The sequence below is a fragment of the Polaromonas sp. genome (assembly GCF_029945925.1).
In the GTDB taxonomy this organism is placed as follows: Bacteria; Pseudomonadota; Gammaproteobacteria; order Burkholderiales; family Burkholderiaceae_C; genus Polaromonas.
In genome coordinates this window covers 47,797-57,361 of the sequence record NZ_JAQSDN010000020.1, presented here as the reverse complement: position 1 = coordinate 57,361, position 9,565 = coordinate 47,797, and the positions used below count along the sequence as shown (strand labels likewise).

Here is a 9,565-nt window from a genome sequence, read left to right as displayed (position 1 = left end):
CCTCGAATTATATACCGGATTTTTCATCACAGTCAAACTTTTTTGAAGCTTTTTTTCTCTGCTTTCTGACTGGAGCCGCCTTTGGCGATTCGCTGTTTCATCAGCAGAGCCATCGACTATAGCACTGTTTTCTTGCGGTTGCGAGAAAAGATGTTGGAAAACGCACCGTGAGCCCCGTCTTCACACCCTCACCACCCGCCATCGCATGCCGCCACGCTGATTAAGCCTAGGGGACCAGCGGCAGAGACCGCAACCTCGTTCCGGTCAATACAAACAGGGCGTTGGCCACGGCGGGCGCGAGTGGCGGCACGCCGGGTTCACCCACACCGCCAGGGGGCCGCGTACTGGACACCAGATGGGTCTCAACCAGGGGCGCCTGCGCCAGCTGCAGCATCGGGTAATCGGGAAAGTTCTTCTGTTGCACCACGCCGTCGTGGATGTCCACCTTGCCGTACAAGGCGGCCGTGAGCGCAAACACCACGGCGCTTTCCATTTGCTGGGCGACGATGCCGGGGTTGACCACCGTGCCGCAATCCATGGCACACACCACCCGATGCACCCGCGGCTGGCCATTGACCAGCGACACCTCGGCCACCTGCGCCACGATGGAGCCAAAAGATTCATGCAGCGCGATGCCCCTGGCCCGCCCTGGGGACAGTTTTCCGCCCCATGAAGCCTGGCTCGCTGCCAGCTCCAGCACGGCCAGGTAGCGCGGCGCATCCTTGAGCATTTGCCGGCGCAGCGCCAGCGGTTCCTGCTGCACCGCAAACGCCAGCTCGTCGATAAAGCATTCCGAGAAAAAGGCATTGTGCGAATGCCCCACGGAGCGCCAGAAGCCCACGGGAACACTTTGACGGGTGGCCACATGTGACATGTGCTGGTGGGCAAAGCCGTAAGGCAGGTCAAACAAGCCCTCCGCCGTGGTTTTGTCGGGCGTATCGACGGGGCCGGCCAGCATGGGCGCACCGCGTTCCATCCAGCGCGGACTGATGGCGTCGCCGGCCGACCGGATGCGCAGGCTGACGGGCTGGCCCTGGGCGTCGACTGCCGCGACAAGCCTGGCCAGATGCATGGGCCGGTAAAAGTCGTGGGTGGTGTCTTCTTCCCGGGACCAGATCAGCTGCACCGGGCGACCGCCACACTCCATGGTCACCCGGACCGCCTGGGCGATGTAGTCCACCTCCAGCCGGCGGCCAAAACCGCCGCCCAGCAGGGTGACGATGACGCTGACATCTTCCACCGCCACGCCGGCCACACGCGCCGCGATCGCCGCGCCCATCTGCGGCACCTGGGTCGGCACCCAGAGAAACACCTTGCCGTCCCTTACCTGGACCGTGCAGTTCATGGGCTCCAGCGCGGCGTGCGCCAGGTAGGGCGCGCGGTACAGCGCCTCCAGCTTGCGGGCGGCGCCCGCCTCGGCCTGTGCCACCGACCCCTTTTCGTAAAAGGTGAAGCCCTTTTCGCTGTCTTCCCCGTCTTCCCCCTGCAGCGCAGCTTCCAGCGCGCGCTCGATCTGGCGCGAGTCGAGCGCGCCGGCGGGGCGCTGGTGCCAGTCCACCGGCACCGCCTGCGCAGCCTGCTGGCATTGCCACCAGCTTTTCCCCACGACGGCAAAACCCGCGGTGGAACCGGCGTAAGGGGGCAGGCGCACCAGGCGCTCCACCCCCGGCATGGCCAATGCCGCGTTCACATCGATAGACCCCGGTGCACCGCCCAACATCGGACACATGCGGATCGCCGCGTAAAGCATGCCGGGCAAACGCACATCGAGCCCGAAGCGGGCCGTGCCATCGACCTTGGCGGGAATATCCTTGCGCGCTGCGTTCCGGCCAATGACCTTCCAGTCCTTGCGCGCCTTGAGTGTCACACTGCCCGGCGGCGTGGCGACGGCAAAGCGGGCCAGCTCACCGTAATGCGCAGATTTGCCCGAGGGGTGCGAAATCACGCCGTTGCTGACCGTGAATTCGGCCACCGGCAGGCGCCACTGCAGCGACGCCGCCCCCAGCAGGGAGGCGCGCGCGGTGGCGGCCGCCGTGCGCAGCACCAGCCAGGCGTCGGCCACACTGCTCGATCCGCCCGTTGCATTGATGCCCAGCTCCCGTGCCAGCTTGCGAACCACCCATTCGCCCGCCCTGACCTTGAACGGGCGCTCCTCGAGCTCGAAGGGATGAAAGGGCAGGCCGGCGACCAGCATCGCCACATTGCCGTAAATGCTGTCGGCGCCGGCCTGCTCAAGATGGACGCGCGACAGCGGCAGATCCAGCTCTTCGGCCACCAGCATGGGCAGGGCCGTGTGGACACCCTGGCCCATCTCGCTGCGCGCCATGGCCAGCACCACCGAGCCGTCGGCGGTGATCTTGATCCAGCCGTTGAGCGCCACCTCACCCTCGGCCGGCGGCCAGAGCCGGCCGGAACCGGTGCGCGAGCGCGGCGGCAACGCACCCCAGCCCACAATCAGGGCGCCGGCGGCACCCGCCGCGCTGAGCAGCCAGGTCCTTCTTTTCATGAACGCTTTTTCACCGGCGCCCGGACGACACCCCCCATGCCTGCGGCCCGCTTGATCGCGAGGCGGACGCGCTGGTAGGTCCCGCAGCGGCAGATGTTGGTCATGGCGGCATCAATGTCGGCGTCGGTCGGTTTGGGCGTCTTTTCAAGCAGGGCCGCCGCCGCCATCAACATGCCGGACTGGCAGTAGCCGCACTGCGGCACCTGTTCGGCGATCCAGGCACGCTGCAGCGCGTGTGGCCTGGCGGGCGTGCCCAGCGCCTCGATGGTCTGGATGCGCCTGCCCGCCAGGGTGGCCACGGGTGTGACGCAGGCGCGCACCGCCTGCCCGTCCACCCGCACGGTGCAGGCACCGCAGGCCGCCACGCCGCAGCCGAACTTGGTGCCCGTCATATTGAGCAGGTCGCGCAGCACCCACAACAAAGGCATGGCCGGGTCGGCGTCCACCTGCACGGCCTGGCCGTTGATTTGTAGTTCCATAAAACGTCCGGTGGTGTCGGGCTGGCCCGATCCAAGCGGCTGCCCGCCGCAGATGTCCATTGCACTATAGCCATCCGGCCCCCATCTCCCAAAGCCCGGAAACCAGCATGCGAAATGGCGCACCCGGATAATCCCTGACAACATGGCATTAATTACACTTCTTGACGCTCAACTCGCTTTTGGGCACGTCGCACTGCTGGACCACGCAGATTTTTCACTGGAACCGAACCAGCGCATTGGCCTGATCGGCCGCAATGGCACGGGCAAGTCCTCCCTGCTCAAAATCCTCGCGGGCCTGGAAAAACCCGACGACGGCACCTTGCAGCTACAGCAGAACCTGCGCATCGCCTACGTGCCGCAGGAGCCCAGCCTCGATCCGCATGCTACTGTTTTCATAGCTGCCAGCGCAGGACTGGCAAGGACACGGCATGTGGTGGAGCTGTATCTGGCGGCCGACGAACACACCGACCTGGACGCCCTGCAGTCGGAAATCGAGGCGCTGGACGGCTGGAACTGGGAGCAACGCGTGGAGGAAACCCTGCACCGGCTGCACCTGGACAAGGACGCCATCGTCGGCTCGCTCTCGGGCGGCACCAAAAAGCGCGTGGCCCTGGCCCAGGCGCTGGTCGCCAAACCCGACGTGCTGCTGCTGGATGAGCCGACCAACCACCTGGACCTCGATTCGATCGCCTGGCTCGAAGAGCTGCTGGTCAACTTCAACGGCAGCATCATCACCATCACCCACGACCGGGCCTTCCTGGACCAGGTCGCGACCGTCATCGTCGAGCTGGACCGCGGCAAGCTGCTGAGCTACCCCGGCAACTTTGCGCAGTATTTGGTGCAAAAGGAAGAGCAGATGGCGCAGGAAGCCGTCATCAACGCCAAGGCCGACAAGTTGCTGGCGCAGGAAGAGGTGTGGATCCGCAAGGGCGTGGAAGCGCGCCGCACCCGCAGCGTGGCGCGCATCGGCCGGCTCGAAGCCCTGCGCGACAACCGCTCGGCGCGGCGTGATGCGGTCGGCCGCGTCAACCTCGATGTCTCGAGCGGCGACAAGAGCGGCAAGATCGTGGCCGAACTGACCAACGTGACGAAAAGTTTTGGCCACCCGGGTGCCTCCAAAATCATCGTCAACGGTTTCAGCGCCACCCTGCTGCGCGGCGACAAGGTGGGCCTGCTGGGACCCAATGGCGCCGGCAAAAGCACGCTGCTCAAGCTGATTCTGGGCGAGTTGCAGCCCGATGTGACCCTGCCCCCGGGCAAGGTGCGCCAGGGCGCGAACCTGCAGGTGGCCTACTTTGACCAGATGCGCGACGCACTGGACCTGGACGCGACGCTGGAAGACTTCATCAGCCCGGGCAGCGAGTGGGTCGAAATCAATGGCCAGAAAAAACACGTCAAGAGTTACCTGACCGACTTTTTGTTCAGCCCCGAGCGCGCCCGCTCCCCCGTGCGCAGCTTGAGCGGCGGCGAACGCAACCGCCTGCTGCTGGCGCGCCTGTTCGCGCGTCCGGCCAACGTGCTGGTGCTCGACGAGCCGACCAACGACCTGGACATCGACACGCTGGAACTGCTGGAAGACCTGCTGCAGAACTACGAAGGCACGGTCTTCCTGGTCAGCCACGACCGGCGTTTCCTCGACAACGTGGTCACCAGCACGATTGCCTACGAGGGCACGCCCGGCAACCCGGGCTTCTGGCGCGAGTACGAGGGCGGCGTGACGGACTGGATCACCCAGTCGAAACGTGCGGCGCAAATCACCGGCGGCGGCAAGGCGACTGCGACTCCTGCCAGCACCAAAAATACAGGCAAAAACACGCCGGAGCCCAGCAAGGACGTGCGCGAGCCGCTATCAAAAAAGAAGCTGAGCTACAAGGAACAGCGCGAACTCGACGGCTTGCCGGCGCTGATCCAGCAGCTCGAGTCGCAGCAGAAGGCGATCGAGCAGGAGCTGTTTGACGGCACGCTGTACACCACCAACGCCAAACGCGCGGCCGAACTGAACGCCCGCAACACGAAAATCGAGGAAGAACTGATGGCGGCGCTGCAGCGCTGGGAGATCCTGTCCAGTTAGTCGCCAACGGGGTCGGGTGAAACACCTACAGGATTTCGCGCCGGTGTCGGGGCGCGCGGCCCCCTTTGACACAGCGGCCTGCGCTACAGTGGCAGCATCCTCCAGAACTGGTTCCATGCCCCCACGTACGCCGCCTCCCGCCCGCCTTTTTCTTGCCCCCTGGCGCTGGATCGCTGCGCTGATGCTGGGTCTGTGGCTGACCGGTTGCGCTTCCCTGCCCAGCGAGGTGGACAGGCCGGTCTCGTCGGCGCTGGCCGACCCGACGGAAACCCGTATCGGCCGGGCCGTGCAAGCCCGCGCCGCCCAGGCGGAAACCCACAACGATTCCGGTTTTGCGCTGGTCAACAGCGCCGAGCTGGCCTTCACCAGCCGCATGGTGCTGATCAATGCCGCGCAAAAAACACTGGATATCCAGTATTACGCGATCCATGCCGACGAGACCACACTGCGGATGTTTGACGCCCTGCGCGCCGCCGCCGCCCGCGGCGTGCGCATCCGCATCCTGCTTGACGACTTCAATACCGCCGGCAAAAACGCCCAGGTGCTCAAACTCGCCTTTGAGAAAAACATCGAGCTGCGCCTGTTCAATCCCCTGTCCGGCGGGCGCGGGTCGATGTTTTTTCGCGTCCTCGGGGCGCTGAAAGACATGGACCGCCTCCAGCGGCGCATGCACAACAAGATTTTTGTCGCCGACAACGCGGTTGCCATCACCGGCGGGCGCAACCTCGGCGAAACCTACTTCGGCCAGGGCGAGGCCACCAACTTCATCGACGCCGACGTGCTGGCCGCCGGCCGGATCGTGCGCGACCTCTCACACAGCTTTGACCTGTACTGGAACAACCCGCTGGCCTACCCGGCGCAGTCATTGATGACCGCCGCGCAGCTGGAAGCCATGAAGCCACCGCCGGCAGCAACGGCCCCGCGGGCGGGCCAGGCCGGGCCTGTCCACGGCGAAGCCAGCGCTTCTGCCGGCGGCAATGCCACCGGCGCCGCCCGGCCCCCAACCGCGAAATCCGCCGTGCGCAAAGTCACCGCGCTTGACGGCTCGGTCAGCGTGGCCGAACCCCTGCCCGACAGCACCAACCTGGCCTTGCTCGAATGGATCTGGGCACCGTCGACGCTGCTGGTCGACAAGGCCTCCAAAATCGCCGCGGATGCCGATGCGGTGGAAGCGTCACAGGACACCACGGTCGATGGCCTGCTGCAGCTGATGGCAGAGGCCAAAAGCGACCTGCTGATCGTCTCGCCCTACTTTGTACCGGGCCGGCGCATGATGGACCAGTTCGCGGCCATCCGGCGCAAGGACGTGCGCATCCGGGTGCTGACCAACTCCCTGGCGTCCAACGACGCACCCGCCGCACATGTGGGGTATGCCCGTTACCGCAAGGAACTGCTGGGCCTGGGCATTGAACTGTATGAAATGCGCGCCGAGCAGGAAGGCACGCTGAGCGGCCTCAGCTCTCTCGGCAGTACCGGCTCGGCCGGCGGCTCGCGCGCCAGCCTGCACGCCAAGATCGTGGTGCTGGACGACACCCTGCTGGTGATCGGCTCCATGAACCTGGACTTGCGCTCCCAGCTGCAGAACAGCGAGGTCGCGCTGGTGATCCGCAGCAGCAAACTCTCGGCCGACACCACCCGGCTGATTGAACCGGCGCTCGCCAAGGGTGCGTACAAGGTCGAGCTGCAGGACGGCCAGCTTGTCTGGCGCGCGCCTCAAGGTTCGCAGCTGAAAGACTCCCGCACGGAGCCGGACGCGAGCCTGGGGCTCAAGCTCATGCTCATGCTGATCGGACCCCTCGCGCCCGACGAGATGCTCTGAGCGGCAACGCGGCGTTTCCTGTGCTGATTGTCAACCGCTGACGACACCGCAGGCCGGAAGGGCCCGCTTTTCCGGGGGGAGGCACAGACGGCCGGCCGGTCGCCAGGCGGCAAGCGTCGTCAGTAATTCAGGCTGATCGTCATCTCCAGGTTTTCTCCGTCATAGGGAAAGCTGGCGGCCGCAAACGAGGGGGCCCCGAGCAGGGCGCTGGCGTCGTTTGAAAAGCCGTAGCCCTCCACCGGGATGCCCAGCCAGTTCACATCCAGTTTGCCGTTCATGTTTTCATCATGCACAACGGCCAGGGCATAACTGCCCGGCGCGATGTCTTCAAAGTCGCAGCGTGCCTGCCTGTCCCGGACCTTGATGACCATGATCTGGGTGGCGGCGTGCAGGTACTCCGTCGGGAACCCCACCGACGACTCGAAAAGCGCGCAGGCCACGGCGCCTGTGCTGCTCCGGATGTCCAGAATCTTCACGTGAATGCCGGGGCAGGCCGACTGCGCCAGGACGCTGGCAGGAAGCGTCGCCACCAGCAGCATGGACCACCACGCTGCCCAACGCTGGCCCCGCGTGGCCCGCCCCGCCGGCGGGCGCGTGGCGCAGCAGGCACACTTGCTCGTGCTTGAGTGATTCATGGTCTTCCTCGCAGTCCTGGATGGCGCAAGCCGGGCCGGTCTTGTGTCAGGGTTCCTCGAGTTTCAACTGGATGACTTCGATATCCCGATTCTGCGTGTTCTGGAGCAGAAAAACCATGGGACGGTGATGATGGACGAGATGCCCTGATCGGCCGGGCACCCCCTCAGGCTTCCGGCGTGTCGGTGTCGCGCAGGCCGTCGCGTAGCCCCTTGCGCGCGGCGGCCGCCAGCGCGCCGTACCGGATCCTGAAGGCGTCCAGCGACTCTTCGTTCAGTTCCTCAAGATCGAGCAGCGCGTTGTGGGCGCCCTGGGTCGCCCGTATGAGTTCGTCCAGCTTGATCTGGATCGCCTCCGTGTCGCGGTTCTGCGAGTTCTGGATCAGAAAAACCATCAGGAAGGTGACGATGGTGGTGCCGGTGTTGATCACCAGTTGCCAGGTGTCACTGAAGCCGAACAAGGGGCCGGTGACGATCCACGCAGCGATCACGCCCACCGCGAGCACGAACACCTTGGGACGGCCGCAGAAGTGCGACGCCTGTTTCGCGAACCGGGAGTACCAGACGGTGTTATGCATGTAAAGCCTCATTGTTTGAAAGGAGTCGGACAACAGCTGCAACGACGGGCCATCCGGTCCGTCGTCCGCGCAAAGGGGTTTCAGGCACTTGCCGCTTCAAGCCAGCAGGCTCAGGCCGTCACGCCAAACAAAGCCCCGACAGCGACGGCGGTCACCCCCAGGACCGGTCCCATCGTTGCAGCGGCGCCTGTGCAACAACCCGCTTCGGCGATCACTCATGCAAACACAGCCACGCGCAAAGGCTCACGCTTGCCTTTGGCCAGGATGTCGCGCTGCTGCATGGGCGCAAGGCCTGCGGCGTCGCAGGCGACGATGCTCACCAGCAATTCGCCGGGCGCCGCGGCATCGCACAGGCGTTGCGCGGTATTCACCGTGTCGCCTATGAAATCATAGGCCTTGGCGCCCTCGCCGCCGAGCACCCCTTCGACGACTTGGCCACAATGCACGCCGGCACCGGCCGTCAGATTCGAAGCCGTCAGCAGCTTGCGCGTCGAGGCTAGCATGCGCGAGCCCGCGGTCACGGCCTGGGCAGCATCCGCAAACACGGCCATGACTTCATCGGCGGTGTATTTGAGTTTGATCGGAGGGTTCTCGCCCAGCGCCTCTTCCGCCATCCGGTAATAGGCGTTGAGCATGCGGACCACGGCCTCGGGCGTCTGCGACTCGCTCCAGGCGGTAAAGCCGCGAATGTCCATGAACAATATGGCGCGGCCCACGCGCTGCAGCGACAGGCTGCGCTCGTCAGCAATCGCACGGTCAAGAATGCCACGCCCGAGCGACCACTCCGAATACTGGCGCAGGCGCGCCGTCAGCGAGCGCACCGTAGCGAGTGAGCGGCGCAGATGGATGTCGGCAAAGCCCAGCAACACCCCGAGCAAAAGCAGCACCACCGCGAGAAAGTCATGCGCGCGGTCGGCGAAGAAGAGGTCGAACGATAAGGCGGTATTCTTGCTGCGGGCCTCGAACAGCGCATACATCACCAGCGGGATCGCCGAGCGCAGCACGTTCTCGGCCAACACCAGAGGGGCCGCGCCCCCCGCTTGCCTGGCCTGCGCCGATTGCAGCAGGGCGAAGCCGAACGCAAAAGCCCAGTAGGCCTGGTGATGCCACTGCTGGAAGAAAGCCGCGCCCTCGAGGCCCGTCTCGACCACGGAATAAAGCAGCGGGCCGGCCAGATTGGCGAGAAAAGGCCGCGGCCGGCCGCGCAGGGCCAGCCACTCCATCAGCCAGGCCTGCCCCATGCCCGAGGCCAGCAACAGATAGGGGTCGGCGCCGGCAAAGTAACCGGGGCGCGCCAGCAGCGCCTCGAGTATCAGCAATACCAGTGGCACATGACCACTGTGGGTGAAGAAGTTGCGCGCAGCGCGTGCGGAAAGCGTTTCAGCAGCATTCATTCGGTCAGTATGGCGGAATTCGACCCGGTTCCAGGAGCCGGTCGGCCGGCGTAACGCGAGGCGGCCTTGGCCGCGCTGGAATACCA

8 protein-coding genes are annotated in these 9,565 nt (G+C 65.2%); 3 read left to right on the top strand and 5 right to left on the bottom strand.

The features are described from left to right. Positions 1-226 precede the first annotated feature (226 nt). Entirely contained in the window at positions 227-2,506 is a 2,280-nt protein-coding gene (locus PSV40_RS05460; protein ID WP_300535212.1) for a molybdopterin cofactor-binding domain-containing protein, read from the bottom strand. Next, the gene (locus PSV40_RS05455) at positions 2,503-2,985 is read right to left on the bottom strand and encodes a (2Fe-2S)-binding protein (RefSeq protein WP_300535209.1); all 483 of its coding nucleotides are present in this window, start codon (positions 2,983-2,985) and stop codon (positions 2,503-2,505) included. The genes PSV40_RS05460 and PSV40_RS05455 overlap by 4 nt, the downstream gene beginning before the upstream one ends. 142 nt (positions 2,986-3,127) lie before the next feature. On the opposite strand from PSV40_RS05455, the gene PSV40_RS05450 reads away from it, so the two are divergent. Both PSV40_RS05450 and PSV40_RS05445 read left to right on the top strand, forming a co-directional pair. Then, entirely contained in the window at positions 3,128-5,056 is a 1,929-nt protein-coding gene (locus PSV40_RS05450) for an ATP-binding cassette domain-containing protein (protein ID WP_300535207.1), read from the top strand. A gap of 115 nt (positions 5,057-5,171) precedes the next feature. After that, positions 5,172-6,875: a phospholipase D family protein gene (locus PSV40_RS05445; RefSeq protein ID WP_300535204.1), complete on the top strand. Its 1,704-nt coding sequence runs from the start codon at positions 5,172-5,174 to the stop codon at positions 6,873-6,875. 119 nt (positions 6,876-6,994) lie between these two features. On the opposite strand, the gene PSV40_RS05440 is transcribed toward PSV40_RS05445, so the two are convergent. Continuing rightward, a complete protein-coding gene (locus PSV40_RS05440; RefSeq protein ID WP_300535202.1) occupies positions 6,995-7,510 on the bottom strand; it encodes a DUF2141 domain-containing protein in 516 nt (171 codons plus the stop codon). Here PSV40_RS05440 and PSV40_RS05435 point away from each other — a divergent pair. Further along, positions 7,509-7,658 carry a hypothetical protein gene (locus tag PSV40_RS05435; RefSeq protein ID WP_300535200.1) on the top strand — a complete coding sequence of 50 codons (150 nt, stop codon included), beginning with the start codon at positions 7,509-7,511 and terminating at the stop codon, positions 7,656-7,658. The two genes, PSV40_RS05440 and PSV40_RS05435, sit on opposite strands and share 2 nt — an antisense overlap. A 16-nt stretch (positions 7,659-7,674) precedes the next feature. On the opposite strand, the gene PSV40_RS05430 is transcribed toward PSV40_RS05435, so the two are convergent. Next, positions 7,675-8,085: a low affinity iron permease family protein gene (locus tag PSV40_RS05430; protein WP_300535198.1), complete on the bottom strand. Its 411-nt coding sequence runs from the start codon at positions 8,083-8,085 to the stop codon at positions 7,675-7,677. A gap of 215 nt (positions 8,086-8,300) precedes the next feature. Next, positions 8,301-9,479: an adenylate/guanylate cyclase domain-containing protein gene (locus PSV40_RS05425; RefSeq protein ID WP_300535196.1), complete on the bottom strand. Its 1,179-nt coding sequence runs from the start codon at positions 9,477-9,479 to the stop codon at positions 8,301-8,303. Between the last annotated feature and the right edge of the window lie 86 nt (positions 9,480-9,565).